Below are 23,536 nucleotides of genomic sequence, written 5' to 3' on the forward strand. Positions count from 1 at the left end.
CAGACACTAGTGGCCGGGACCGAGACGAATCGGATCCTCGCTGGGACGGATCGCGACCGAAACCTCCTGTCCGACCTCGAAGGAGGCGTTCCGGGTAATCAGTTTGGCGCCGTACTCGGCGTCACGGGCGGCGAAAAGCGAGAGTCCGACGATCCTGGTTTCGTCCGCGAGGACGTCGACGTCCCGCCAGCGTATGGTCCGTCCGGTCGCCGTGCCGATCCGCGTTCCGAGCAGTTTTACGACCGACTCCGTTTCACTGACGTCTGGCGGTTCCAATTTACCGTCGTCGACCGGCCCATCGAGCACACCGCCGCCCTCGTAATGGGTCAAACCGCCGTCCAGCGGCCGGCCGTCGTCGTCGGCGATCGCAACGAACTCGGCCCCGGGGGCGGGATGGGTCGGCGCGTCCAGCACGGCGTAGGTGCGTCCCGTCTCGACGACAGTTCCGGTCCCGTCCCAGTCGATTCCCTCGACGGCCGCCGCCACGATGACCGGAAGCGATCCCCGCGCACGAAATGGGTTCCGGTCCGGCGGACGAAATCCCAGATGGATGTGGTTGTCGACCCACGGACCGAAGAACCCAGATCTGACGAGGTGTCCGATCGGATCGCCGACCGCTATCCGGTCCCCGGGAGCGACCGCTGGATCGACGTGGAGAATCCGGGCGAACAGACCGTCGGCGTCGGCCGGTTCCCCCTCGACCCGGATTACGATCAGGTGATCACAATCGACGGCGTACGGCCTGTCCGGACAGCCGACCGTCTTCGTGTCGAGGACCTCCCCGGCGACCGGCGATCGTGCTGTTTCAGTGTCGGGATACAGGTCGATCGCGCGACCGCAATCGTGGGCCGGATACGGGGAGTTGTAAAGCGAGAACCGCCGATACCGATACAGGAGATCGGCGGGGAGCCGGACGATCGGGTCGGCGTCGGTGGCCGCCCGGCCGCCCGTGGTCTGTTCGGCGTCCATGGGTGCCGTTGGATCCGGTCGGACAAAGGGGCGTCGTCACGTGGGCAAGCGACGACGCCGGTGTCGTTTTCCGTTTCGGCTACGTCGTGTCGGACGTGGCAGTACACGTCGTCCGCGGGTGCCCTGCCGGAATCGAAGCCGATCGGGAACTCGCAGAGCGGCTCCTGGAGATCGCCGCAGAACGGGGAGAGCCGTGGATCCGAGTCTGGAGGCCGCCCAGACAGCTAGCGTTCGGTCGCCGCGACGCCAACGAACCCGGATACGACGCGGCAAAAGCGGCCGCACGCAGCAGGGGATTTCCCCCGGTCGAACGGAGTGTCGGCGGGCGGGCCGTCGCGTACGACGGCACCACCACTGCCGCGTTCGCCTACGCTGTTCCGCTGTCCGACCCCCGTCGCGGGCTCTCGACGCGATACGACTGGGCGATCGACCGACTCCAGGACGCACTAGAATCGACCGGCGCGAACGTTCGTCTCGGCGAGCCCACGGGGGCGTTTTGCCCCGGCGATCACTCGTTGCGTGCGGTTCGAGACCTGAACGGATCGGATCACGAGGGGGTCGAGACGGGCGGGAAGATCGCGGGGATCGCACAGCGCATTGGAACAGCAAGCGCACTCGTCTCCGGTGTCGTAGTGATCGAGGACACGGCCGAACTACGGAAGGTGCTCGCGGCGGTGTACGATCGGCTGGACCTCTCGTTCGATCCCGACGCGCTCGGATCGGTAAAAGCGGCCGGCGGGAACGACGATCCGGAAGCGGTGGTCGCCGAGATGGAGTCGGCGTTCGTGGACGGGCGTCAGTCCGTCGTCGAACGAATCGACCGGTAGCCGCCCGGACGTTCGTTTCGACGTTCTTTTTATTGCCCGGGAGCGTTCTCGTGGTATGGCCGAATTCAAAGTCGTCGTCGCTGACCCCGAAAGCGGCAAGACGTATCAGGCGGAAGTGGACGGACAGGACGCGAACCGATTCATCGGTCGAGAGCTGGGCGAGGAGGTCGACGGCGCCGCCGTCGGCCTCGACGGCTTCACCCTTGAACTGACAGGCGGGTCCGACGTGTCGGGCCGTCCGATGCGCACCGACGTCTCCGGCTCGGGTCTCAAAGAACTGCTGCTCGAAGGCGGCGTCGGCTACAAGCCGAACCGCGACGGCGAGCGCAAACGGGTCACCGTTCGGGGCCGCGAAGTGAGCGACGAGACAGCCCAGATCAACGTGAAAGTCGTCGACGGCGACGGCGACGTCGCAGCGGCGTTCGAGACGGAGTAAGCCTCACACTGGAGATGCAAGACCGGCTCCCCTCCGACGCCGACGCGGTGTCGACGACCCGGGCCACCGTCGACCGTTTCGGCGGAACGCGACGCCCCTGCGTTCGGCTCGGGGATGCGGTCGACGTCACTGACGGCGACATCGTCAGGCTCGTTCTCGACCGAACCACCTACCACGCCCGAGTCCACGTCGACGCGAACGGTCCACTCCTTCGGGGGGCGTACCGAAACCGTCGCCTGGCGCGGACGCCGGGCGAGGGCGAGAACGAACTCCAGACCTGGCTGGAAAACGTCGGCAAGCAACCCGGTGACGCCCTCGAATTCGACGAGGTCGTCGCCGGTGACCTCTACGGACTCAGGGTTCCCGGGAGTCGGACCGTATACTCCGTCAGCCAGGGCCCCAGATCCTCCCTCGCTGACATCGCCCGCGACCTCGACGGGTGACCGGCAGTTCGACTCCCGGCGAAGAACTGATGATTCTGTCCGCGACAGTCGCCCCCAGTCAGGCGAATAGCAACCTGAGATTTACGGCCGTGACCGTCACGCCGACCACTGTGAGCAGCGCCGGCGGGAAGTAGTACAGCACAGCGTCGCCGTCCCGGGCCCCCAGATAGCTGATCCACACCATCACCAGGAACGCAACGAGCTTTGCCGCGACGAGACCCCACAGACCGAAGGTGTCCATCGCGAGGCGCACGATCGGGTTCCCCTCACTCAGGTGCGGGACGAAGTAAACGAGCGCGATGGTCGTCACGACGTCCCCGACACCGTACGCCGCCGTGGCGACGATCCACAGCCAGTAGAACTCGTCTGAACGGCGATTGTATATCGGACGGGCACGGGAGCGACGCGAGCGAGACACGGTAGATCCAGTTTTTGCGAGATAGTAAAACAATTCGACAGCGAGACGAAAACCGGAACCGAACGATTCTTTCCGTTCGTGACAAACCACCGGTCATGGGAACCCCGCTGGACGAGCGAGAAGAACAGGTGACGGCAGTGCTTGACAGGTTGTTCGACGCGTATCCTGACTCGACGATCTCGTTGAACTACTCGAGTCGGTTCGAGCTCCTCGTTGCGGTGGTGCTTTCGGCGCAGTGTACCGACGAGCGGGTGAACGCGACGACTGCGGAACTGTTCGAGGAGTACGAGTCGCCCGAGGACTTCGCGAATGTATCGCAGGACGAACTGGCCGAGCGACTGAACTCGATTACGTACTACAACAACAAGGCGGGGTATCTGCGATCTGCAGCCCAAGACATCGTCGAGAAACACGACGGCGAGGTCCCCGATACGATGTCGGAGCTCACGGAGCTGGCCGGCGTCGGTCGGAAGACTGCAAACGTGGTCCTCCAGCACGGTCACGACGTCGTTGAGGGAATCGTCGTCGACACCCACGTCCAGCGACTCTCGCGGCGTCTCGGGTTGACGGACGAACAGCGTCCGGAGGCGATTGAGGACGACCTGATGGACGTCGTCCCGAAAGAGAACTGGCAGCAGTTCACACACCTCTTCATCGACCACGGTCGGGCGACCTGTACGGCCCGGAATCCCGACTGCGAGGACTGCGTGCTGGAAGATCTCTGTCCGTCCTCGAAACTGGACAACGGAGTCGATCTCGCCTCTGGCGAAGAGTGGTCGTAGGGACGTCGACAACCGCGGTCCGAACCGGGGGCGGAAGACCGCCCGCATCCGGAGCTTTTAAACGAGTTCCGGACCCACGTAGCCGTAATGGCTTTTGAGGAGCTCTTGAACGATCCCGTCATCCAGAAATACCTCCACGAACTCGTGGGACCGACGGGGATGCCGGTCGCCGCGGCACCGCCGGACGGCGAGGTGACCGACGAGGAACTCGCCGAGCGCCTCGATCTGGAACTCAACGACGTTCGACGCGCGCTGTTCATCCTCTACGAGAACGACCTCGCCTCCTACCGGCGCGTTCGCGACGAGGACTCCGGCTGGCTCACGTACCTGTGGACCTTCGAGTACGAGAACATCCCGGAGAACCTCGAAGAGGAGATGCACCGGCTGCTCGAAGCGATCGAAGAGCGTGAGGAGTACGAGCGCAACCACGAATTTTACCTCTGTGAGGTGTGTTCGATCCGGTTCGAGTTCGGGGAGGCAATGGAATTCGGATTCGAGTGCCCGGAATGTGGATCGCCGCTGGACTCGATGGAAAACGACCACCTGATCGACGCGATGGACCGGCGACGTGAAGAACTCCGGGACGAACTCAACGTCGACGTGACGAGCTGATGGTTGTACTCGCTACGAAGTGCTACGTCGCGGGCGACGCCCGGGACCGCGCGTTAGACGGGATGAACGCGCTCGTCGACAACGCGGTCGGGGAACTCGACGTCGAGTGGACGATTGGCGTCAGGAGCGATGACGACTTCGTCCAGGTCGAGTTCGAGGGAGCGGACGCGACTGTCGCGGAGAACCTTCTGGCTGAGGAATGGGGCGAGATTCCCGAAGAGATGGAGCCGGGAGAGACGTACGTCGGCACGCTGGAATCGTGGGACGATGAGGGGTTCACCCTCGATTCCGGGCGCCCGATCGAGGTGCCCGCCGACGAACTCGGCCTGGGGCCGGGGACCCCGGCCCAGCTCGTGAAGCGATACGGGCTCGTCCAGCATCTCCCGATGCGGTTCGTCGCCGGCGATCCGCCGAGGCTGGCAGACGCCGAGCGCGATCGGCTGTTCGACTGGAGTCGCGGCACTGGCCGGGTGAACGTAAACAGCGCGACCCGCGGCGAGGTGCGGGCGACAGTAAACCGGGCGGGACACGCCCAGGACATCGTCACCGTCGAGCGGCTGGGATTGCTCGAACAGAGCATCGTCTGTAGAGAGGACACCGACCCGCCGGGGCTCCTCGCGGCGATCGGCGGGTATCTCCCCGCCGAACTCCGCTGTGTCGTTCCATGACGGTCCGACGTCGACTGCTTCTTGCCGTCGTCGTGCTCGTCCTGCTGGCGGTCAGCGCCGGCTGCCTTGCCTACGTAACCGGTGGGGGCGAGGTTGACGACGAGACGCTCGACAGGGAGCCGGCCGAACCGTACGATCTCGACGTCGATCGGGACGGCTATCTCGTCGTGACGACCGAGGCGAACTATCGGGCAGTCTACAACGTGACCGACAGGGAGGAAGTTCGTCTCCACCGAGAGACCGGATACGGCACCGAGGAACCGATCGACCTGCACGCGTTCCGGATCCAGTACGCCGACGGTGACGTCGTCAACGGGTCGACGTTCCGGGCCCACGGTGGGGAGGTCGAACAGACACCCGACGAGATCTGGGTCCGGTTCCCCGAGGATCGCGAGGCGGACAAGCTGGCGTTTACGGCCTCGAGTACCCCAAAGCGGTTCGTCGCCCAGGTACCCGTTTCGGGCACCCTCGAAGTGGTCTTGCCCCCCGATCGCCGGATGGACTTTTTCCTGTTCGGGAACGTCGCACCACGCGGCTACGAGACGGAAATCCAGGGCGACCGCCAGCACATCATCTGGGACGATTTCACCGGTGACAGGGTCATCGTCCAGTTTTACCTCCAGCGCGACCTGTGGATCTTCGCCGCCGGGCTCGGCGTCGCTGCCGTGATCGCCGTCGTCGGACTGCTTCACTACCGCCGTCGGATCGAGGAACTCACGCAACGCCGCAAGGAAATGGGACTGGACGTCGAAGAGGAGCTCGACGAGTACGATGACGACGACGAACCGCCGCCGGGGCTGCGGTGAGCAGTTACCCCGCTCGTCGGTTAGGGGGGTCGATCAGGCCGTCAGGGACCGCGCGTTTTTGTGCCCGACGCCCGTCCCGTGAGACATGGACGTAGCCATCGTCACCGTGGGCGACGAACTGCTCGCCGGTGACACCCAGGACACCAACTCCACGTGGCTGTGTGGACAGTTGACCGAACGCGGGGTGCGTGTGCGACGGGTGACGACTGTCCCCGACGAAGTCGGAGAGATCGCCCGAGTGGTCAACGAGTACCGCGCCGAATACGACGCCGTGATCACCACCGGCGGTCTCGGTCCGACGCACGACGACGTGACGATGGAGGCGGTCGCCGCGGCGTTCGGCCGCGAGGTCGAGCCACACGAGGGAGCGCTCGCGTGGCTGGAAGAGCACGGAGGCTACAGCGCCGACGACCTCGTCGCGGGGACGACCAACCTGCCAGCAGGCGCGCGGATGCTACCGAACGAGGAGGGAGTCGCACCGGGAGCGGTCGTCGAAACCGTCTACGTCCTGCCGGGCGTCCCCGCCGAAATGAAGGGGATGTTCCGGCTCGTCGCCGACGAGTTTAGCGGGGAACGGACCTACACGACGTTTCTCACCACGCCGCAGCCGGAGAGCGAACTGATCGACCTCATGGTGACTCTCCAGGAGACGTTCGGGGTGTCGGTCGGCTCGTACCCCGGCGAAAACGTCAGAGTGAAAGTGACCGCCCGCGACCCGGAAACCCTCGACGACGCGGCGTCGTGGCTGCGAAACCGGATCGAGATCGTCGACTCCCCGGAAGTCTCCGAGACGACGTAGTCGAGAGAGTCCGGGCCGTCGACGACTCTGTCGGCGGTCGGATCAGCGATACAGGTAGATCAACCAGATCGCGGTGACGAGCAGGGACACCAGAAGCACCGTCGCACCCATTTCGGCGATCGGTATCGGTTCCGACTGGAGTAAAACCGGGAGCATACGCGTGAGTTTTTCCGGACGGGATTAAATGATTTCGTTCGTCGGGTGGTATCACACCACGGTGGCTTCGGTGAGGCGCACTCGGACCACCGCCCGCAGCTATTTACCCTCGAATTCCGGCTCTGAATCGCCCATGAAGGCGGTGATTCCCTCCATCAGGTCGTCTGTCGCCATGAGGTGACCGAACGCCTGCGCCTCGATCTCGAGCCCGGCGTCGGTGTCCTCTCGACCGTACAGCATCGCGCGTTTCGTGTACCGCTGGGCGATCGGCGGTCCACTCGCCATCTCGCGGGCAAGTTCGAATGCTCGATCGTCGAACTCCTCGTTGTCGACGACGTCGTTGAGGAAGCCGTACTCCTCCATCGTCTCGGCGTCGTAGCGCTCGGCGGTGAAGATGATCTCCTTGGCCCGCCCCTCGCCGACGATGTGGCTGAGGCGCTGGGTACCCCCCCAGCCGGGGAGCAGCCCGAGGTTGTGCTCCGGCTGTCCGAGTTCCGATCGCTCGGTCGCGATCCGGAGGTCCGCACACGTTGCCAGCTCCATCCCCCCGCCGAGACAGTAGCCGTCGATGCCAGCGACGACCGGCATGTCACACGCCTCGAGCTTCCCGAAGGTTTGCTGGCCCTTCCGGGAGAGTTCGACGCCTGCGATCGGGTCCGCACCGCCGGCAGCCATGCTCTGTACGTCGGCACCCGCCGAGAACGCGCGGTCGCCTTCACCTGTAAGGAGGATCGCTCGCACCTCTTCGTGCTCCTCAAGTTCGTCGATCGCCGACGAAAGTTCCTCGAGCAGTTCGTCGCTGATCGTGTTCATCCGGTGTGGCCGCGAAAGCTGGACGTGACCGACTCGGTCTTGGATCTCGACGGAAATCGCCTCGAAGTCGAACACGTCCCCCTCGCCTTCGGAGTCGCCCTCGTCCTCGCCGTGGAACGTTCCGCCGGATTCGGCCAGATCGGTGAGACACGCTTCGGGCTCGTATCGGGCGGCACCAGTGCGGTCGTACAGCTCCTCGAGTGTCTCCACGAGCGTCTCGATCCCCGCGTCGTCGGCCATCTTCGCTGGGCCGTCGGGGAAGCCGGCACCGAGCATCACCGCCCGGTCGATCGCCGGCGGATCCGCCACGTCGTTTTCGACGAGCCCGGCGACCTCGTTTGCCATCACTGCGAGCAGTCGCAGCCGAACGTCATCGTCACCCTCGCCGGTCGGGACGTCCGCACCGCCGTCCTCGTAGTCGTAAAACCCGGACCCGGTCTTCTTTCCAAGCTCCTCGGCTTCCACCTTCTCGACGAGGACCGGGCACGGTTCGTATGCGTCCCCGAGCTGGTCGTGCATATACTCGAGTACGTGGTAGCCCACGTCGATTCCGACCTGGTCTGCGAGCTCGAATGCACCCATCGGGAGGCCGATGTCGAACTTGGTCGTAGAGTCGACCTCGGCGACGGTCGCATCACCCATCTCGACGATCCAGGCCGCCTCGTTCATCAGCGGGACGAGCACGCGGTTGACGATGAACCCGGGACTGTCCTTTCGGACCCGCACTGGCGTCTTGTCCATCGCTTCCGCCAGCTCCTCGATCAGCTCCAGCGTCTCCTCGTCCGTGTGAGCTCCCGAGATGACCTCGACCAGCTCCATCCGAACCGGCGGGTTGAAAAAGTGCATCCCGCAGAACCGCTCTGGGCGTTCTGTGACCTCCGAGAGGTCCGTGATCGACAGGCTCGAGGTGTTCGAGGTGAACACCGTGTGATCCGGCGCGTACTCCTCGAGTTCCTCGTAGACGTCCCGTTTGATCTCCATCTTCTCGGGGACCGCCTCGATGACGACGTCCGCGTCCTCGACTGCCTCCTCGAGATCCACGAGCGGGGTTACGCGGTCCAGTGCTGCCTCGGCGTCGTCCTCGGAGATCCGATCCTTCTCTGCGAGTTTGCCCAGACTCCACTCGATCTGTTCGTAGCCGTCCTCGACGAACTCCGCTTTGATGTCCCGCATCCGAACGTCGTAGCCGGCCAGCGCCGCAACCTCCGCGATGCCGTGTCCCATGTTCCCCGCACCGAGTACCGTGACGTGTTCGACGTCGTCGAGCTTCATGTCCGACGCGTCGAAGCGGCGCCGGTTGAACGTTTCTATCTTACGAACGAACAACTGGTGTCGAGTTTATTCCTCCGAAAGAAACAGGCAGGCCTCGGCCTCGAGTTGGCGACAGGCCTCGATCAGGCCTCGACTTCGTAGCCGGCGTCCTCGACTGCGGCCACGAGGGCCCCGCGGTCGGCGTCCCCCTCTGCGGTTGCGGTACCGGCCTCGTGATCGGCGCTCGCCGATTCGACCCCCGAAACGCCCTCGAGCGCTTCGACGACCGCCTCTTCACAGCCATCACACGCCATTCCGGACACGGTGAGTGTCGTAGACATACAGGAAACTACTCCGTCACGAACTATGTGGGTTTTCCTTTCGTATCCAGTGTCGAGACGGACAGTAAAGTTTTGAACCATAAGCAAACGCAAAACGCACTTGAGGATGGAAAGATACGGAGACACATGCGCACGCTCGACGAGACCGATCGCGAGATCCTCCGACTGCTGCTTTCGGATGCCCGACGGCCGTACAGCGACATCGCAGATCGCGTCGGCCTCTCGCCGCCGGCTGTCTCCGACCGCGTCGACCGCCTCCAGGAGCTCGGCGTTCTCGAGTCGTTCACGGTCACGCTCGACCGGTCGATGCTCACCGAGGGGGCACGCCTGCTGATCACCGTGACACTCGCCCCGACAGCGGACCCGGCGGTTGAGGATGTTTCAGCCCACGACAGGGTCGAACACGCGTTCCTGACGGCGGCCGGCGACCTGGTGTTCGTCGCGATCGTCTCCGACGGGGACGTCAGACCGCTGGTTTCGGAGCTGCTCGGTGAGGACGAAACGCTGCTCAGGGGACTCGAGGTCGAACTCCTCGCCGGATCGTCGTGGTCGCCCACGCTGGGGAACGCCGAACTGGCCGTCGAGTGCGTCGAATGTGGCAACACCGTCACGAGCGAGGGAGAGTCGGCCCGCATCGACGGCACCCTGTATCATTTCTGTTGTGGCTCGTGTCTGGCGAACTTCGAGGAACGGTTCGAACGGCTACAGGAAGGGGCAAAGGAAGGCGCCTGAGTCCGGAGATCCATCGAGTCCGGAGATCCGTCGAGTTCGGAGACCGCCCGAAGACGAGGACGAGAGGGTGGTCTCGGAGGGAAAGTGTTAGGGTCGTCTCGCTCATGGTACCCACGACTAATGTCTGACATCGCCGGCATCATCCAGGAGATAACGGCGGACCTCGCCTCCAGGGACGGCATCGTTGTCGCGTTCAGTGGCGGCGTCGATTCCTCGGTCGTCGCCGCACTCGCACACGACGCCCTCGGCGACGACGCCGTCGCCGTGACCGCCAGAAGCGAAACGCTCCCGGAGGCGGAGCTCGAGTCGGCGAAACGCGTCGCTCGGGAGATCGGAATCCGACACGAGACCGTCTCGTTCAGCGAGCTGGACGACGATCGGTTCGTCGAAAACGACGACAAGCGGTGTTACTACTGCCGGACGATGCGGTTGGGTGAACTGTCCGACGCCGCAGCGAGGCTAGGAATCGACACCGTCTGTGACGGCACCAACGCCAGCGACGTCGACGGCGGCCATCGGCCGGGGCTGCAAGCTGTCGAGGAACAGGAGGCGTACTCGCCGCTTCTGGCGCACGACGTCACCAAAGCACAGGTTCGCGCCATCGCCTCGTCGTACGACCTGTCGGTTGCGGACAAACCGTCGATGGCCTGTCTCTCCTCCCGCATCCCGACCGGACAGGAAGTGACCGAAGCGCGGCTCTCCCGCATCGAGCGCGCCGAACAGTTCCTGCGCGAGTGGGGGTTCTCCCAGTTCCGCGTCCGGGACCACGACGGGATGGCCCGGATCGAAATCTGCGCGGACGAACTCGAAGCGGCGCTGGATCCGACGTTCGCACGGGTCGCAAGAGAACACGTTCGGGACGCCGGCTTCGACACCGTCACCCTGGACCTCGAAGGCTATCGGACCGGGAGCGTGAGCCCGGGTGGCGGGAACTGATCGGCTTCCCCGAGTGAGTAGGGAGTCGATCAAGTAGGGAGTCGGTCAGGTTCTGGCGATCTGTGCCGCCTGCGCGCCCGCGACGAACCCGGCGTCGATGTTCACCGTCGAGAGCACGGTACAGGACTGCAGCATCCCCGCGAGTGCCGCCTCGCCATCCCCGCCGTGACCGTATCCGATCGACACCGGCAGGCCGATCACCGGGCTGTCGACGAGCCCGGCGACGACGGTCGGCAGGGCACCCTCCCGTCCGGCGGCGACGACGACAGCGTCGGCGTTTGAAAGCGCTTCGGCCTCCGAGAGGATCCGGTGGATGCCGGCCACGCCGACATCGTAGAACGTCTCGACAGTACACCCCATCTCGCCGGCCGTCACGGCGGCCTCCTCGGCCACCGGAACGTCTGACGTCCCGCCGGAGACCACCGCGACCGTACCGTCCGGCTCCGGCGGTTCGTACGCGGCAGTTCGGAGCACGAGGACCCGCGAGTCCGGATACCAGTCGACGTTGGTGGCGAGCGCCTCGAGCGTGTCGACTGCCGCCTCGTCGACTCGGGTGAAAACGACATGTCCCTGCTCGTCGAGAAACGAATCCGCAATCGAGCGCAGCTGATCGATCGACTTTCCGTCCCCGAGGACGACCTCCGGGATCCCGGCGCGATCTCCCCTACCGGTGTCGAGGCGAGCGAAATCGTCGACGCGAGTGTAACCATCGAGCGCCCGTCGGGCTTCCTCGACAGTTCGCTCACCCGAGGCGACGTCTTCGAGAACGTCCTGTAGATCCATGCACGCCCTCCGGGCGTCAACTAATAAAAGCTAACCGCCAGCCGACGGGGAGACTGTTCAGATCCAGCCCTCTTCGACTAGCAGTTCGCCGTTGAGGATCGACGCGCCTGCCGCGCCGCGGATCGTGTTGTGAGCCAGACAGTTGTACTTCACCCCGTCGGCGGTCGTCTGCACGCCGCCGGCGACGACCGCCATTCCCCGTTCGGTCATCCTGTCCAGGCGGGGTTGGGGCCGGTCGGGCTGTGCTTCGCCGAACACGTGTATCAACTGGTCGGGGGCGCTGGGGAGGTCGATCCCCGGCAGCGATCGCATCGCCGCCCGGACCTCCTCGGCGTCCGGTTCCGACGTGAGTCCGGCGAAGACGTTCTCGAGGTGGCCGTCGATCGTCGGGATCCGGTTGCAGGAGGCGGAGACGTCGGCGTCGTGAAGCTCGAGTTCGGCACCGTCGAACGAGCCAAGCAGCTTCCGGGATTCCGTCTCCATCTTCTCCTCTTCGCCGCCGATGTGGGGAAGGGCGTTGTCGATAATCTCCATCGAGGTGACGCCGGAGTACCCCGCCCCCGAGACCGCCTGCAGCGTCGAGACGTGGACGCTTTCGAGCCCGAACTCGTCGAGTGCTGCCAGGGTCGGGACCATCGTGATCGTCGAACAGTTCGGGTTCTTCACCAGTGCACCGTCCCAGCCACGTTCGTCCCGCTGGACCTCGATCAGTCCGAGATGATCCGGATTGATCTCCGGAATCGTGAGCGGTACGTCCGGGGCCATCCGGTCGTTCGAGGAGTTCGAGGAGACGACGTAGCCGTCCTCGAGGAACGCCGGCTCGATCTCGCTCGCGACGCCCGAGGGGAGCGAGGAGAACAGCAGGTCGACGTCGTCGGGGACCGCCTCTGGAATCGTTTCGACGACCTCCATCTCCGCGACATCCGCCGGGATCGGGGTGTCGACACGCCACTTCGCCGCCTCCGCGTACCGCTTGCCCGCGCTGGCTTCACTCGCGGTCACCGCGGCGAGTTCGAACGTCGGGTGGTCGTCGAGAAGCTGGATGAATCGCTGTCCGACCGCGCCGGTCGCGCCGAGAATGCCTACCTGTACAGTCATTGTCTGTGGATGGGCTACAGGGACATAAGTCGGTTCGGGTTCGCGTCGAAATCGCCGTCTGAAGCGTCGCCCTGCCGGGACGAACGCGGATCGGTATCGGGGAAGCCCGACAGACAAAACAAGTAAAGCACCGGGAGCCCTACCATATGCTGCGTGCCTCAAGTCCTCGCCCGAGTTCACCCGGACGGGTGCGATGACAGAGCGACGAACCCGGGCACGCGACAGCGCGTCCGCGGCACACAGCGGACCGCCCGGCACGAGGGTTTCCCGGTCGACGCGGCACGCCGCCGGAGATGAGACCGGACGTTAGTGTTCCGGGCGATATCTCGCTTTTGCAGCGACGAGAATGCGGAGCTGCCCGGGCATGTTAACAATCAGTACTTAAACGATAATAGCTCAATTAATAAACCCCGATCCCCAAGCGCCGATTGATGAGCGACGAAGCCGGCGGGACCGAACGGCTCGAACTCGCGGTCCCGGAGATGGACTGTCCGTCGTGTGCCGGAAAAGTGGAAAACTCGCTCGATCGGACTGACGGGATCGTCGAGTACGAAACGCGTCCGACAGCGGGGAAAGTGATCGTCCGGTACGATCCCGACCGTCTCACCCCCGCAAAGCTGGCCGCGGCCGTCCGACGGGCGGGCTACTCGATTGCAGGGTCGTCTGTTCCACTCCCGGGCGTCACCGACACCACCGCCAACGTGGATGACGATGCCGGAGCTGGTAAGGACAAAAGCGCCGTCGGCGACCCCGACAGCGTCTGGCACAGCGAGCGGGCCATAAAAACCTGGATCAGCGGGATCTTCGCGATCGCCGGACTCCTGGTGGAGTTCCTGCTTACAGGGGTCAACGCGGAAGTGGCCGTACTCCTGGGGCGGGAGCTGCTCGTCGCCGACGTGCTCTTTCTCGTCGCGACGGCGGCCGCCGGGGAGACGATCCTCACGAACGGCTACTACTCCGCCAGAAACCGGAGCCTCGACATCGACCTGTTGATCTCGATTGCGATCATCGGCGCGCTGCTCGCCAGTTTCGGGTTCGGGGCTGGACTCTACCTGGAGGCGGCGCTTTTGTCGTTCCTGTTCAGCGTGGCGGAACTGCTCGAACAGTACTCCATCGACAGGGCACGGAGCTCACTCCGGGAGCTTTTGAACCTCTCGCCGGACGAAGCGACTATCAGGCGGGACGGCGAGGAACGGACGATCCCCGTCGAGGACGTCCGGATCGGCGACGTCGCGATCGTGCGGCCCGGCGAGAAGATTCCGATGGACGGCACCGTCCAGGCGGGTGAAAGTGCCGTCAACCAGGCGCCGATCACCGGCGAGTCAGTGCCGGTCGACAAGATGCCCGGCGACGAGGTGTTTGCAGGGACGATCAACGAGTCGGGGTACCTGGAGGTCGAAGTCACCGCCGAGGCCGCCGACAACACCCTCTCGCGGATCATCCAGCTGGTCGAGGACGCCCGGGCGAACCGGACCGAACGCGAGCAGTTCGTCGACCGGTTCGCCGGCTACTACACCCCGATCGTGGTCGCGCTGGCGGTGCTCACGGCGATCGTTCCGCCGTTTTTCATCGCCGACGGGCTGACCGTCGAGCTTCTGGCCGGTTACAGCTACACGTTCCCGGGGGCCTGGGAGGTGTGGTTCCTCTACGGGCTGACGCTTCTGGTGCTCGCGTGCCCGTGCGCGTTCGTCATCTCGACGCCCGTCTCGGTCGTCTCCGGGATCACGAGCGCCGCCAAGAACGGCGTCCTCATCAAGGGAGGCAACCACCTCGAGACGATGGGCGAAATCGACACGATCGCGCTCGACAAGACCGGCACCCTCACGAAAGGGGAGCTGGTCGTCACCGACGTCGTCCCGCTGAACGGCAACAGCGAGGCGGATGTCCTCCGGTGTGCCCGGGGGATCGAGTCCCGGTCCGAGCATCCCATCGGGGAGGCGATCGTCGAACACGCCGCCGATCGGGGAATCGACCGGCCCTCCGTCGGCGACTTCGAGAGCCTCACCGGCAAAGGCGTCGAGGCGACCGTCGGGGAGCGACGACATTACGCCGGCAAGCCCGGGCTCTTCGAGGAACTCGGGTTCGATCTGAGCCACGTCCACGCCGCCACCGACGGCGGGATCGTCACCGCAAAAAGCCGGAGCACCTGCGAGCGAAACGACTGTCTCGACCTGCTCGAGGACACGATCCCCCGGCTCCAATCGGAGGGGAAAACGGTCGTGCTGGTCGGCACGGAGAACGAACTCGAGGGGGTGATCGCCGTCGCCGACGAGCTCCGGCCGGAAGCGAAAGCGACCGTCGACCGGCTCCGGGAGCTCGGGATCGGTCGGATCGTCATGCTCACCGGCGACAACGAGCGGACCGCAGGTGCGATCGCCGCCGAGGTCGGCGTCGACGAGTACCGTGCAGGACTTCTGCCGGCAGGGAAAGTCGCGGCGATCGAGGAACTCGGACAGTCGGGGCGCGGCGTCGCGATGGTCGGCGACGGAGTCAACGACGCCCCCTCGCTTGCGACGGCAGACGTGGGGATCGCGATGGGCGCGGCCGGTACCGACACCGCGATCGAGACCGCCGACATCGCACTCATGGGGGACGATCTCTCTCGGCTGCCGTACCTCTATGAACTGTCACACCGTGCGAACGGCGTCATCAGACAGAACATCTGGTCGAGCCTCGCGGCGAAGGCGCTTCTGGCTGCCGGCGTCCCGTTCGGACTGGTGCCGGTCTGGGCGGCGGTGCTGATCGGCGATGCCGGTATGACCGTCGCCGTCACCGGCAACGCCCTTCGGCTCTCCCGGATCTCTCCCGCCGATTCGTAGCCGGATTCCCGTGGTCGCCCGATCAGCCTTCGCCCCCGGTTGCGAGCGGCCCGACGGTGATCCGGGCGTCGTAGACGGTGCGGTCGTGTTCGTCGCGGATCGAGACCTCGATCGTGTACTCGGCTCTCGGTACCCGATCGTCGGTCTCCACGACCAGCGGCTCGCCCGCCGAGAGGTTCTCCGTCGCCTCGTCGACACGCCGGATTTCGGTTCCGTTCTCGAAGACGGCGTACGAAATCCGATAGGGGAGCTGTATTTCGGAATCGGGGACGAACGTGTAGACGATACGGTCCTCGTCGGCGTGTGTGTCCGCCGAGAACACCGCCGGAGACGGCGGATCAGCAGGCTCGGCCGGATCCGGAGTGACCACCAGTCCCCCCAGGATGATCCCGAACGCCAGGCTGACGACTGCGACGACCAGCAACAGGGCGAGCACCTGACGCAGCGTGACGTTCCGGTCGAGTGCCGATTCCATAGCGGTGACTCTCCTCGGTTCCTTATAACCCGGCGGATCGAGAGATCGGGGCAGAAGCGACGGCAGCTATACGGCAGTCACGATGACGACTGCGTTCCAGGCGGTGACCAGCCCGCCGACCGTCGCCAGCGCCAGCGGCACCGCGACCCGGGCGGGGGTGTACAGGACCGACCAGACCGCGCCGAAGGAGACAAAGACGGCGAGTTTCAGTCCCAGCAGTCCGGCGTACCCGTACGTCTTCATCGCCGGCGCGGCAAGCGGTCCGGCCTCGGCGACGCCGCCGAACGAGAGACCGACGAGCGTCGAGACGGTGTCGCCGATCCCGTACAGCAGAACCGCAGCGATCCACAGCTCGCGCTCGTACTGAACCAGAAGCTCCATTCGATCGATCCATGGGCTAGGGAATCATCAGTGCGACGGCGGCGACCGACACGAGAATCGTGACTGTCACGATCAACAGGAAGTCGATCGCCGGCGTGAGATAGCTGTCGACGGGGGGCTCCTTCGCGCCGTCGACGTCCAGGCGTGTGGAATCGGTTGCCATCTGTTCGCTCGAAGGTTTCCACGTTTAGTACAAAAAGTTCCGCCCCGAATTATCGGGCGTGATAGAAGGGAGTTAGTCCTCGCCGGTCGTGACCTCTATTCGGTTTTCTGTGACGTGGAGATAGGTGATATAGGAGATCGTGTCGAACTCGATTGGCAGGTCAACCTCTTCGTCGACATCGTGCCTGAGGCTACCTGTTCCGTTCGCGCTGGCAGACTTCACCACCGCTGCACCTACGATGTTGTCATCCCATGGACTTCCGCCACCTTTGATCTCCAGATCCGAGTTCGGAGCGTAAAGTAATCCAGTGAACTTCGGGGTTCCGTGCGCTGTTGTCACATTACCGCCCTCGGAATGTACTAATACCATCAGATCTGATGAATTGCCTCCCGTGTTCACTTCGGTACTTCCCCCTATCGTCATACTACCGTTGAGATAAAACGTTACGTTTTCGTCTCCAGTTATCGTGTGGGAATCCCCAGTGAATTCGACGTCACCATCGACTACGATGTCGACATCGCCGCTTGTTGTGTCGTATTCAACCCCATCCAGATTGACATCCTCGTCAGCGTAGTATGTCCCAGTTGCGAGCGTCCCCGTTACCGTCGAGGAGAGATCGTCACAGCCGCCAGCCTCACAGTCATCGATACGTTGTTCGATCACCGGACTGGCTGAGGGACGATCAACTCCAACTTTTGGATTTTCGAAATCACTACCCGCCCCGTTGCCGGGGTCGACCGCGTTCGGTCCGTCGGCAGTCGTCGCCACGCCGTTTTCGAATGACTCCTCGAACGGAACCGTCAAATTCACCCATACGGTTCGGTTATCCGGATAGTGAGTAACACTGCCCTCAGTTCTCGTCTCGAAGAACTGCTTCCAGCCATGGTGGTAATCACTCGTGACCCTGACGTGAACGTGTCCACCCTCGAGAGGATTGCTGTGAGTATCGTTCGGGAATTGACGCTCGAACCCGGATTCGCGAACAGTAAACTGATCGCCAGGCGACGCTCCTGACGTATCACCTTCAATTTTTATGATTGGAAACGTTAGCGTTTGATCACGGTAGTGGTATTCTGGAGGAGACACCATCTTGCTCCACCCGTTCTCCGCTCGCCAGACACCCCCGCCCTGATAAGCGATGGTCCTGTCGCCCGACTCGTAGACGACTTTGCCGAGCGTCTCTTCTGCGATCCGCACTGAGTCAGATTCGTTTTGGGGGGTCCACTCGACAGTTATCTCTCCGGCGTCTTCTTCAACGTGAACGTCGCCGCTTCCCCCGTGTTGCCCCAGTCGGATCGACTTCCTGGGCGACTCCCCGAGCGCAACTTCTGCGGCATTGGAGTCGAACTGCGTCATCGCCGACTCCGCCTGGTTCGCCTGGGCGGACTCCTCCACGTCCGCGATCGCCACAGCCCCCACTGCGACGACCACGCCGACGACCGCAAGCGACAGGCCGATGACGAGTACGTAGCCGACGACTGCAGACTGTCCCCTGGTCCCACCTGGACACCCCATGCTATCGTGTAAATTAATCGAAATCATTGACTTAAAAGCACCGCTCGAGTTATCACGTCTGATTATTCGACACGCTGGCTCCCCGATTCGTTGCCTACCGTAGCCGGTCGAAGGCGGGAAAATCTCGGATAGTCAGTCGAACGAGTGAATCCCCGCTGTCGTCACCTCACAGCCGTCTTCGGTGATCAGCAGGGTGTGTTCCGCCTGGCTGACCAGACAGTCGGCGTCCTCTTTTAAGACGGGGTAGCCCTTCACGACGTCTCGCTGTTTGAGCCGTCGCAGCGCCATCTCGACGCCGGTCCCCTCGAGCCACCTGGCCGCAAACGGGAGTCCGTCGAGCTCTCGAATCTGATCGAGGACGTCACGGGCGCGGCGGTCCCGGACGCTGCGGTCCCGCTCCAGTTCGAAAATCTCTTCGGTGGCGCCTTCCCCGACTTTGCCGCGTCCGTCGGTGGCGAACGGTTCGATGGCGACAGCCTGTCCGGGTTCGAGTTCGACCGACCGATCGACGCCGCGGTTCGGGACGTTCGGCCCGGTGTGAGCGTCGTACTGCTCGACGCCGTGGCCCGAGAGGTTCAACACCGGCGTGAAGCCGTACCCCCGGATGACGTCCTCGATTGCTCCACCGACCTCGCCGACGGGAACGCCGGGACCGGCCTCGTCGACTGCCGCCTCCAGAGCGGACTCGGAGGCCTCGACGAGTTCGTCGTTGCCAGTGTAGTCGACGGTCACCGCGGCGTCGGCGATGTACCCGTCGACGTGGACGCCGATGTCGAGACAGACCATCTCTTCGCCGAACGTCGTGTCGTCGTCGCGTCCCGGTGTGGCGTGTGACGCCTCTTCGTCGACGCTTATGTTCACCGGGAATGCGATGCCCGCGCCCGCCTCCCGGATCTGCTCTTCCGCGTACTCGGCGACCTCGAGGTGGGTCACGCCCGGTTCGATCATCTCCCGGGCCTCGTTCATCGTCTCGACCAGGATATCCCCCGCTTCCCTGTAGCATTCGACGGCGTGCTCGTCGAGGTCTCCGTAACTCATACCGTGGGATTGAGGCGAGGCTGCCAAAGAGGTTGCGGGAGGCGATTCGACCACCCGACGACACTCGCGATCGTCCGACGACACTCGCGATCGTCCGACGGCGCTCGCGATCGTCCGACGGCGATCGCGATCGCCCGACGACCCTCGCGCCGGCCGCGTCAGCGATCGACAGCAACGCTCGTTTGCATCCCGTCGGTGTTGAAGGCACTACCGGCCGCGGAGTCGTCGAGGACGATGATCCCCGCTCCCGACCCCGTGAGTTCCTCGAACTCCTCGATCGCCCGGTCGGCCGCCTCCTGGGCACCGATGCCCTCCTCGAGGAGGTCGACGGCACGTCGCGAGAGGGTCACGCGGGCGATGTCCTCCCCTGCCCCAGTTGCGGATGCCCCGCCGGCGGACGTACAGTAAAACCCGGACCCTACCTGCGGCACGTCGCCGACCCGCCCCGCGAGTGCGTACGATCGCCCGCCGGTCGAGGTCGCAGCAGCGAACGTCTCCCCGTCGGCGGCCACGGCGCCGACCGTGTCGTGATCCGGCGCCTGTGTCGCGTCGGACCCGTCGCCTCCACGTTCGCCGGCCTGGTCGTCGCCGCCGCCGAACCGCGACTCCAGCCAGGCGAGTTGGTCGCGGGGGGAGCCGTCCGGTGGACTCTCGGACTCGTAGGACTCCCGTTTGTCGGCAGTCAGTAGATCCGTCTCGGTTCCGACGCCGAAGTCCGCCGCGAGATCGACGGCGTGAACGCCCGAAACGAGCACGTGGGGGGTCGCCTCGAGGACGACCCGCGCGACCGACACCGCGTGTTCGACCCCCGGCATCGAACACGCCGCGCCGACCTCGCGGTCCGATCGCATGACGCCTGCGTCCGTCCTGACGATCCCGTCGGCCTGTACAGCTCCCCCGACGCCGGCGTTGAACCGCTCGTCGGATTCGAGCACCCGAACGGCCGCCTCGACGGCGTCGAGCGGCTCCGGCGAGGACGCCCCTACCGCCGCCGCCTCGTCGAGTACCGCCTGTCGTTCCTCGGGTTCATCGGGCGTGCTCCCGGCGCCGCCGTGAACGATCACTCGCATGCCCGGGTGAAATCCGGGCGTCGCCTTAAGAACCCGGGAAGCGGTCAACTACCCCACCCTACTGCGCTCGGGCAGATGACCTGCCACTCGCTCGTTGAGGGTGGGGCCTCCGCCTTGAATTGGGTGAACCGACCGCCGTGCCGTTCCAGTATTGTGAACTATCAACACGACAAGTGTTGTCATCATTCGTTGAAAACGGCAGTAACTTTAGGCCCCCCTCGGAAGCTTCGGACGTTCATGAGCTACGAGCAAATAGAAGTTCCCGAAGACGGGGAGCCGATCGAGCTTGTCGACAAAGAAACCGGCGAGCTGGACGTCCCCGAAAACCCAATCGTTCCGATCATCCACGGTGACGGGATCGGCACTGACGTCGGCCCGGCAGCCCAGCAGGTCCTCGACGCAGCTGCCGAGGCGACAGGGCGCTCGATCGCCTGGATGCGCGTGTACGCCGGCGCCTCCGCCCGCGAGCGCTACGACGAGAACCTGCCCGAGGATACCGTGACGGCGATCCGAAATCACCGTGTCGCTATTAAGGGCCCGCTCACGACTCCGGTCGGCGCCGGATTCCGATCGTTGAACGTCGCGCTCCGGCAGAGGCTTGACCTGTATGCGAACGTCCGCCCCACCTACCATCTCGAGGGCGTCCCGTCGCCGGTCGTCGACCCAGAGGAGATGGATATGGTGACGTTCCGGGAGAACACCGAGGACGTCTACGCCGGCATCGAGTGGGAGGCCGGCACCGACGAGGTCGAAGAGGTACGGGAGTTCCTCGAAGACGAGATGGAGGTCGAGGACGTCATCCACGACGGCCCCGTCGGGATCGGGGTAAAGCCGATCTCGGAGTTCGGCTCCAAGCGCCTCGTCCGGGAGGCGATCGACTACGCGATCGAGAACGACCGCGACTCCGTCACCCTCGTGCACAAGGGGAACATCATGAAGTTCACCGAAGGTGCCTTCCGCGACTGGGGGTACGAGGTTGCCGAGGAAGAGTACGGCGACGACGTCATCACCGAAGACGAACTCTGGGAGGGGTTCGACGGCGAACGCCCCGACGGGACGCTCGTCGTGAAGGATCGCATCGCCGACAACATGCTCCAGCAGCTGCTCACCCGTACCGCCGACTACGACGTGATCGCGACGATGAACCTCAACGGCGATTACCTCTCGGACGCCGCTGGCGCCCAGATCGGCGGGCTCGGCATCGCCCCGGGTGCGAACTTCGGCCACGGACGGTGTCTCGCGGAGCCGGTCCACGGATCCGCGCCGAAGTACGCCGGCGAGGACAAGGTGAACCCGACGGCGATGATCCTCTCGGGACGGATCATGCTCGAGTATCTCGGCTGGAACGACGCCGCAGACCTCGTCCGCGACGCCGTCGAGGAAACCATCGCCTCCGGACAGGTGACCTACGACCTCCACCGACAGATCGAGGGCGGAACGAAGCTCGCGACCAGCGAGTTCGCCGACGCCGTCGTCGAGCGAATCCACGACCTGGCCTGAAAAACGGAGGGTCGAGCTTTTATTCGGCCGCGATGACGTCGTCGATCCGGAGGATCATCGTCGCGGCCTCGGTGGCCGACTGGACGGCTTCCCGCTTTACCGCCGCCGGATCGAGCACGCCGGCCTCGATCGGATCGCCGACCTCGCCGGCTCGGCCGGTGGAGATGAGCCCCGCACAGCCCGCCGACTCGTGGAGAGCACGGAGATCCACCAGTGCGTCGATCGGATCCAGCCCCGTGTTCTCCGCGAGCGTCCGCGGGAGCGCGTCGACGGCGTCGGCGAACGCCTCGATCGCGAGCTGTTTGCGACCCTCGACGCTCGCCGCAGAGGCCCGGACGTGATCGCTGATCGCGATCTCGGTGGCGCCGGCGCCGGGAACAACCCCGCCGCTGTCGATCGCTGCGACGGTCACGTCGACGGCATCGGTGATCGCGCGCTCGAGTTCGTCGACGACGTGTTCGGTGCCGCCCCGGAGGAACAGCGTCACCGCCGCCGACGCCGCACCGCCTTCGACGAAGACGAGGTCGTCCTCGTCGTATCGCTCGACGGTGACGTTCTCGGCGCTGCCCAGATCGCTCTCTTCGATGTCAGACAGCGTACCGAGCCGTTTCGCTCCGGTCGCACGAGCGAGCGAACGGCCGTCTTTCGACTTGACGTTCCCGAACGCGAGGATTCCGGCGTCGGCGAGGTAGCCCGCGACGCGGTCGTCGATCTTCTTCGTACAGAAGAGCACGTCGACGCCGGCCTCCGAGAGGGCCTCGGCGTAGCCCCGGAGTTCGCGGTCCTCGGCCTCGATTGCGGCGTTGAGCTGGTCGACGTCCGAGATCGTGTACTCCGCGTCGATCTCGCTTTCGCGGACCTCGAGTTTCGAATCGAGGACGGCAACGGTCGCGTCTTCGACCGTCCGTGGCATGTTGTCGTCTGCGGGCTCCTCGTCGACGAGCACGCCCTCGACGAGGTCCGAGGCGGAGGAGCTCGCGCCGGTTCGGGTGTGGACGTGGACGTCCTCCCGATCGATGCCGTCGTCGGTCTCCACCTGCCGAACCGCGCGAACGACGAGTTCGGCAAGCCGATCGGCGGTGACGTCACCGGTTCCCTTGCCGGTCATCGACGATTCGGCGACGGACACGAGCAGGTCGTCGTCGATATCGCCGCCGTCGCTGCCGTCGATCACCGCCTCGTCGATCGCATCCTCGGCCAGCCGCGCTGCCTCGTAGTACCCTTCGACGATGACCGTCGGGTGGAGGTCGTCTTCGAGGAGATCCTCGGCGCGGGAGAGCAGTTCGCCGGTCAGTACCGCCGCCGTCGTCGTTCCGTCGCCGACTTCCTCCTCCTGGGTTTCGGACACCTCGACGATCATCTGGGCAGCCGGATGCTCAATGTCCATCTCTTCGAGGATCGTCGCCCCATCGTTCGTGACGACGACTGTCCCCGAGGAGTCGATGAGCATCTTGTCCATCCCGCGAGGACCGAGCGTGGTGCGTACCGCGTTGGCGACGGCTTTCCCCGCCCGGATGTTCGACTCCTGGGCGGCGGCGCCGGTCGTTCGTTGGCTATCCTCGGAGAGAATGAACAGGGGTTGTTGCATGCGTGCTCCCATAATCACCGGAGAGATGGTTTGCAGTTCTATATATAAGTTACTATAATCTACGAACTGCTGGGGTAGACAGATAGATAGACAGGCAGACAGATCACCCGAAGCTGT

At 64.6% G+C, this 23,536-nt stretch carries 25 protein-coding genes; 12 read left to right on the forward strand and 13 right to left on the reverse strand.

All coding sequences use genetic code 11. The features are described 5' to 3' along the window. Positions 1-6 precede the first annotated feature (6 nt). The gene (locus RH858_RS00365) at positions 7-969 is read right to left on the reverse strand and encodes a hypothetical protein (protein WP_259533213.1); all 963 of its coding nucleotides are present in this window, start codon (positions 967-969) and stop codon (positions 7-9) included. A gap of 95 nt (positions 970-1,064) precedes the next feature. Here RH858_RS00365 and RH858_RS00370 point away from each other — a divergent pair, with 95 nt between their 5' ends. From RH858_RS00370 to RH858_RS00380, 3 genes are read left to right on the forward strand one after another with little or no spacing between them, the layout of a single operon-like run. Next, complete coding sequence (locus RH858_RS00370) at positions 1,065-1,796, forward strand: lipoate--protein ligase family protein (protein WP_259533214.1); 732 nt, start codon at positions 1,065-1,067, stop codon at positions 1,794-1,796. Positions 1,797-1,851: 55 nt separating this feature from the next. Continuing rightward, positions 1,852-2,232 (forward strand): 30S ribosomal protein S6e, encoded by a 381-nt coding sequence (locus RH858_RS00375; RefSeq protein ID WP_259533215.1) that lies wholly within the window; start codon positions 1,852-1,854, stop codon positions 2,230-2,232. 14 nt (positions 2,233-2,246) lie between these two features. Next, positions 2,247-2,675, forward strand: coding sequence for a hypothetical protein (locus tag RH858_RS00380; RefSeq protein ID WP_259533216.1), 429 nt, complete (start codon positions 2,247-2,249; stop codon positions 2,673-2,675). 58 nt (positions 2,676-2,733) lie between these two features. Here the strand turns inward: RH858_RS00380 and RH858_RS00385 are convergent, their stop codons facing one another. Continuing rightward, entirely contained in the window at positions 2,734-3,093 is a 360-nt protein-coding gene (locus tag RH858_RS00385; protein ID WP_259533217.1) for a hypothetical protein, read from the reverse strand. 95 nt (positions 3,094-3,188) lie between these two features. Here RH858_RS00385 and nth point away from each other — a divergent pair, with 95 nt between their 5' ends. From nth to RH858_RS00410, 5 genes are all read left to right on the forward strand, one after another. Beyond that, the gene (gene nth / locus RH858_RS00390) at positions 3,189-3,875 is read left to right on the forward strand and encodes an endonuclease III (protein WP_259533218.1); all 687 of its coding nucleotides are present in this window, start codon (positions 3,189-3,191) and stop codon (positions 3,873-3,875) included. Positions 3,876-3,962: 87 nt separating this feature from the next. After that, on the forward strand, positions 3,963-4,487 hold the full coding sequence (locus tag RH858_RS00395; RefSeq protein ID WP_259533219.1) for a transcription factor: 525 nt from the start codon (positions 3,963-3,965) through the stop codon (positions 4,485-4,487). Next, positions 4,487-5,155, forward strand: coding sequence for a DUF2110 family protein (locus RH858_RS00400; protein WP_259533220.1), 669 nt, complete (start codon positions 4,487-4,489; stop codon positions 5,153-5,155). The genes RH858_RS00395 and RH858_RS00400 overlap by 1 nt, the downstream gene beginning before the upstream one ends. Further along, complete coding sequence (locus tag RH858_RS00405) at positions 5,152-5,961, forward strand: DUF5803 family protein (RefSeq protein ID WP_259533221.1); 810 nt, start codon at positions 5,152-5,154, stop codon at positions 5,959-5,961. Before RH858_RS00400 ends, RH858_RS00405 begins: the two co-directional genes overlap by 4 nt. 85 nt (positions 5,962-6,046) lie before the next feature. Continuing rightward, positions 6,047-6,760 carry a molybdopterin-binding protein gene (locus RH858_RS00410; protein ID WP_310560914.1) on the forward strand — a complete coding sequence of 238 codons (714 nt, stop codon included), beginning with the start codon at positions 6,047-6,049 and terminating at the stop codon, positions 6,758-6,760. A 255-nt stretch (positions 6,761-7,015) separates the two neighbouring features. Here the strand turns inward: RH858_RS00410 and RH858_RS00415 are convergent, their stop codons facing one another. Further along, the gene (locus RH858_RS00415) at positions 7,016-9,001 is read right to left on the reverse strand and encodes a 3-hydroxyacyl-CoA dehydrogenase NAD-binding domain-containing protein (protein WP_310560915.1); all 1,986 of its coding nucleotides are present in this window, start codon (positions 8,999-9,001) and stop codon (positions 7,016-7,018) included. 122 nt (positions 9,002-9,123) lie between these two features. Further along, complete coding sequence (locus RH858_RS00420; protein WP_259533224.1) at positions 9,124-9,321, reverse strand: heavy-metal-associated domain-containing protein; 198 nt, start codon at positions 9,319-9,321, stop codon at positions 9,124-9,126. 126 nt (positions 9,322-9,447) lie between these two features. On the opposite strand from RH858_RS00420, the gene RH858_RS00425 reads away from it, so the two are divergent. Further along, positions 9,448-10,053 carry an AsnC family transcriptional regulator gene (locus RH858_RS00425; protein WP_259533225.1) on the forward strand — a complete coding sequence of 202 codons (606 nt, stop codon included), beginning with the start codon at positions 9,448-9,450 and terminating at the stop codon, positions 10,051-10,053. Between the two features lie 120 nt (positions 10,054-10,173). After that, a complete protein-coding gene (gene larE, locus RH858_RS00430) occupies positions 10,174-10,989 on the forward strand; it encodes an ATP-dependent sacrificial sulfur transferase LarE (RefSeq protein ID WP_259533226.1) in 816 nt (271 codons plus the stop codon). 45 nt (positions 10,990-11,034) lie between these two features. Here the strand turns inward: larE and larB are convergent, their stop codons facing one another. Beyond that, positions 11,035-11,772, reverse strand: coding sequence for a nickel pincer cofactor biosynthesis protein LarB (gene larB / locus RH858_RS00435; RefSeq protein WP_310560916.1), 738 nt, complete (start codon positions 11,770-11,772; stop codon positions 11,035-11,037). Positions 11,773-11,829: 57 nt separating this feature from the next. Continuing rightward, complete coding sequence (gene asd / locus RH858_RS00440) at positions 11,830-12,870, reverse strand: aspartate-semialdehyde dehydrogenase (RefSeq protein ID WP_310560917.1); 1,041 nt, start codon at positions 12,868-12,870, stop codon at positions 11,830-11,832. 431 nt (positions 12,871-13,301) lie between these two features. On the opposite strand from asd, the gene RH858_RS00445 reads away from it, so the two are divergent. Next, entirely contained in the window at positions 13,302-15,689 is a 2,388-nt protein-coding gene (locus RH858_RS00445) for a cation-translocating P-type ATPase (RefSeq protein ID WP_310560918.1), read from the forward strand. A gap of 22 nt (positions 15,690-15,711) precedes the next feature. On the opposite strand, the gene RH858_RS00450 is transcribed toward RH858_RS00445, so the two are convergent. The 6 genes from RH858_RS00450 to RH858_RS00475 all read right to left on the reverse strand — a co-directional run bounded on the left by RH858_RS00450 (position 15,712) and on the right by RH858_RS00475 (position 20,331). Then, on the reverse strand, positions 15,712-16,164 hold the full coding sequence (locus RH858_RS00450) for a hypothetical protein (RefSeq protein WP_259533231.1): 453 nt from the start codon (positions 16,162-16,164) through the stop codon (positions 15,712-15,714). A 66-nt stretch (positions 16,165-16,230) separates the two neighbouring features. After that, a complete protein-coding gene (locus RH858_RS00455) occupies positions 16,231-16,545 on the reverse strand; it encodes a hypothetical protein (RefSeq protein WP_259533232.1) in 315 nt (104 codons plus the stop codon). Positions 16,546-16,561: 16 nt separating this feature from the next. After that, the gene (locus RH858_RS00460; protein WP_310560919.1) at positions 16,562-16,708 is read right to left on the reverse strand and encodes a hypothetical protein; all 147 of its coding nucleotides are present in this window, start codon (positions 16,706-16,708) and stop codon (positions 16,562-16,564) included. Between the two features lie 72 nt (positions 16,709-16,780). Continuing rightward, entirely contained in the window at positions 16,781-18,223 is a 1,443-nt protein-coding gene (locus tag RH858_RS00465; protein WP_310560920.1) for a hypothetical protein, read from the reverse strand. A gap of 132 nt (positions 18,224-18,355) precedes the next feature. Then, entirely contained in the window at positions 18,356-19,261 is a 906-nt protein-coding gene (gene map / locus RH858_RS00470; RefSeq protein ID WP_310560921.1) for a type II methionyl aminopeptidase, read from the reverse strand. Positions 19,262-19,419: 158 nt separating this feature from the next. Next, positions 19,420-20,331, reverse strand: a complete 912-nt coding sequence (locus tag RH858_RS00475; RefSeq protein WP_310560922.1) for an isoaspartyl peptidase/L-asparaginase — start codon at positions 20,329-20,331, stop codon at positions 19,420-19,422. A 237-nt stretch (positions 20,332-20,568) separates the two neighbouring features. On the opposite strand from RH858_RS00475, the gene icd reads away from it, so the two are divergent. Beyond that, positions 20,569-21,831 carry an isocitrate dehydrogenase (NADP(+)) gene (gene icd, locus RH858_RS00480; protein WP_310560923.1) on the forward strand — a complete coding sequence of 421 codons (1,263 nt, stop codon included), beginning with the start codon at positions 20,569-20,571 and terminating at the stop codon, positions 21,829-21,831. A 19-nt stretch (positions 21,832-21,850) separates the two neighbouring features. Here icd and thsA read toward each other — a convergent pair whose 3' ends face one another. Continuing rightward, a complete protein-coding gene (gene thsA / locus RH858_RS00485) occupies positions 21,851-23,419 on the reverse strand; it encodes a thermosome subunit alpha (RefSeq protein ID WP_310560924.1) in 1,569 nt (522 codons plus the stop codon). Positions 23,420-23,536: the final 117 nt, after the last annotated feature.

The sequence above is a fragment of the Halalkaliarchaeum sp. AArc-GB genome (assembly GCF_031432225.1).
GTDB lineage: Archaea > Halobacteriota > Halobacteria > Halobacteriales > Haloferacaceae > Halalkaliarchaeum.

Excerpts from the sequence above, each read along its gene's own strand:
- nth (WP_259533218.1), top strand. The coding sequence starts at position 3,189 with ATGGGAACCCCGCTGGACGAGCGAGAAGAACAGGTGACGGCAGTGCTT.
- larE (WP_259533226.1), top strand. The coding sequence starts at position 10,174 with ATGTCTGACATCGCCGGCATCATCCAGGAGATAACGGCGGACCTCGCC.
- RH858_RS00465 (WP_310560920.1), bottom strand. The coding sequence starts at position 18,223 with ATGGGGTGTCCAGGTGGGACCAGGGGACAGTCTGCAGTCGTCGGCTAC.
- RH858_RS00410 (WP_310560914.1), top strand. The coding sequence starts at position 6,047 with ATGGACGTAGCCATCGTCACCGTGGGCGACGAACTGCTCGCCGGTGAC.
- larB (WP_310560916.1), bottom strand. The coding sequence starts at position 11,772 with ATGGATCTACAGGACGTTCTCGAAGACGTCGCCTCGGGTGAGCGAACT.
- RH858_RS00460 (WP_310560919.1), bottom strand. The coding sequence starts at position 16,708 with ATGGCAACCGATTCCACACGCCTGGACGTCGACGGCGCGAAGGAGCCC.
- RH858_RS00375 (WP_259533215.1), top strand. The coding sequence starts at position 1,852 with ATGGCCGAATTCAAAGTCGTCGTCGCTGACCCCGAAAGCGGCAAGACG.
- RH858_RS00395 (WP_259533219.1), top strand. The coding sequence starts at position 3,963 with ATGGCTTTTGAGGAGCTCTTGAACGATCCCGTCATCCAGAAATACCTC.
- RH858_RS00380 (WP_259533216.1), top strand. The coding sequence starts at position 2,247 with ATGCAAGACCGGCTCCCCTCCGACGCCGACGCGGTGTCGACGACCCGG.
- thsA (WP_310560924.1), bottom strand. The coding sequence starts at position 23,419 with ATGCAACAACCCCTGTTCATTCTCTCCGAGGATAGCCAACGAACGACC.
- RH858_RS00445 (WP_310560918.1), top strand. The coding sequence starts at position 13,302 with ATGAGCGACGAAGCCGGCGGGACCGAACGGCTCGAACTCGCGGTCCCG.
- asd (WP_310560917.1), bottom strand. The coding sequence starts at position 12,870 with ATGACTGTACAGGTAGGCATTCTCGGCGCGACCGGCGCGGTCGGACAG.
- RH858_RS00450 (WP_259533231.1), bottom strand. The coding sequence starts at position 16,164 with ATGGAATCGGCACTCGACCGGAACGTCACGCTGCGTCAGGTGCTCGCC.
- RH858_RS00365 (WP_259533213.1), bottom strand. The coding sequence starts at position 969 with ATGGACGCCGAACAGACCACGGGCGGCCGGGCGGCCACCGACGCCGAC.
- map (WP_310560921.1), bottom strand. The coding sequence starts at position 19,261 with ATGAGTTACGGAGACCTCGACGAGCACGCCGTCGAATGCTACAGGGAA.
- RH858_RS00420 (WP_259533224.1), bottom strand. The coding sequence starts at position 9,321 with ATGTCTACGACACTCACCGTGTCCGGAATGGCGTGTGATGGCTGTGAA.
- RH858_RS00415 (WP_310560915.1), bottom strand. The coding sequence starts at position 9,001 with ATGAAGCTCGACGACGTCGAACACGTCACGGTACTCGGTGCGGGGAAC.
- RH858_RS00455 (WP_259533232.1), bottom strand. The coding sequence starts at position 16,545 with ATGGAGCTTCTGGTTCAGTACGAGCGCGAGCTGTGGATCGCTGCGGTT.
- RH858_RS00475 (WP_310560922.1), bottom strand. The coding sequence starts at position 20,331 with ATGCGAGTGATCGTTCACGGCGGCGCCGGGAGCACGCCCGATGAACCC.
- icd (WP_310560923.1), top strand. The coding sequence starts at position 20,569 with ATGAGCTACGAGCAAATAGAAGTTCCCGAAGACGGGGAGCCGATCGAG.
- RH858_RS00425 (WP_259533225.1), top strand. The coding sequence starts at position 9,448 with ATGCGCACGCTCGACGAGACCGATCGCGAGATCCTCCGACTGCTGCTT.
- RH858_RS00400 (WP_259533220.1), top strand. The coding sequence starts at position 4,487 with ATGGTTGTACTCGCTACGAAGTGCTACGTCGCGGGCGACGCCCGGGAC.
- RH858_RS00405 (WP_259533221.1), top strand. The coding sequence starts at position 5,152 with ATGACGGTCCGACGTCGACTGCTTCTTGCCGTCGTCGTGCTCGTCCTG.